Raw genomic sequence first — 1507 nt, forward strand, 5'->3', positions numbered from 1 at the left:
GGCTGATCCGCAGCGGCTGGCCGGCGACCCGGACCTTCTTCAGGTGTTCCATCAGTTCGCGCGGCATGCCCTCGGGCAGGTCGACGTAGCTGTGGTCCTGGCGGATGTCGATGCGGCCGATGTAGCGGCTTTCCAGCTCGGCCTCGTTGGCGATCGCGCCGACGATGTTGCCCGGCTTGACCCCATGGGTGTGGCCGACCTCGATGCGGAAGGTCTCCATTCCGGCATCGGGCACGTGGGGACCACGTTCGTGCGGGCCACGCTCGCGCGGGCGCGCGTCGTCGAACATCGCCTCGCCGCGGTTGCGCGGGCCGCGCTCGCCGTGGCGGTCGGAGCCGGGACGTGGGTGCTCGGGGCGCGGCTTGTCCTTGGGCTTGTCCAGCAGCAGCGGCTGTTCGCCCTGGACCAGGCCGGCGAGGGCGGCGGCGATCTCGGCCATCGGCACGTTGCGCTCGCGTTCGTAGCGTTCGACCAGCTCGCGGAACATCGCCAGGTCGGCGCGCTCCAGCGATTCGCCGATACGGCCGAGGAACTTGTTGACGCGCTGCTCGTTGACGGTGTCGATGCTCGGCAGCTCCATCGCCTCGATCGCCTGGCGGGTCGCGCGCTCGATCGCCCGCAGCATGCCGCGTTCGCGGGGGGTCACGAACAGGATCGCCTCGCCGCTGCGGCCGGCGCGGCCGGTGCGGCCGATACGGTGGACGTAGCTCTCGGTGTCGTAGGGAATGTCGTAGTTCAGCACGTGGCTGATCCGTTCCACGTCGAGGCCGCGGGCGGCGACATCGGTGGCGACCAGCACGTCGATGCGCCCGTCGCGCAGCTGCTGGACGGTGCGTTCGCGTTGCTGCTGCTGGACGTCGCCGTTGATCGCGGCGGCGGCGAAGCCACGCGCGGTCAGCTTCTCGGCCAGTTCCTCGGTGGCCTGCTTGGTCCGCGTGAAGATGATCATCGCGTCGAACGGCTCGGCCTCCAGGATCCGGGTCAGCGCGTCGAGCTTGTGCACGCCGCTGACCCACCAGTAGCGCTGGCGGACGTTGTCGGAGGTGGTGGTGCGGGCCTTGATCGCGATCTCGACCGGTTCGCGCAGGTAGGTCTGGGCGATGCGCTTGATCGGCGCCGGCATCGTCGCCGAGAACAGCGCGACCTGGCGTGTCTCCGGGGTCTTCTTCAGCACCGCCTCGACATCGTCGATGAAGCCCATCCGCAGCATCTCGTCGGCCTCGTCCAGGACCAGGCACTCGAGCTGGGACAGGTCGAGCGAGCCGCGCTCGAGATGATCGATGATCCGGCCCGGGGTGCCGACCACGACATCGACCCCGCGGCGCAGGGCGGCCAGCTGCGGGCCGTAGCTCTGGCCGCCGTAGATCGGCAGGACCTGGAAGCCGGGCAGGTGGTGGGCGTACTTGTGGAAGGCCTCGGCGACCTGGATCGCCAGCTCGCGGGTCGGTGCCAGGACCAGGGCGCGTGGCTTGCGCTGGCCGGCGGGCGCGCCGGCGCGGGCGACCCG

At 70.5% G+C, this 1507-nt stretch carries 1 protein-coding gene; it reads right to left on the reverse strand.

The annotated features are described in order from the left end of the window. On the reverse strand, window positions 1–1507 hold a 1507-nt coding region (locus tag FKV24_RS16585), incomplete at both ends, for a DEAD/DEAH box helicase (RefSeq protein WP_141483169.1).

This window comes from Marilutibacter maris (assembly GCF_006546735.2).
GTDB classification, from domain to species: Bacteria; Pseudomonadota; Gammaproteobacteria; order Xanthomonadales; family Xanthomonadaceae; genus Marilutibacter; species Marilutibacter maris.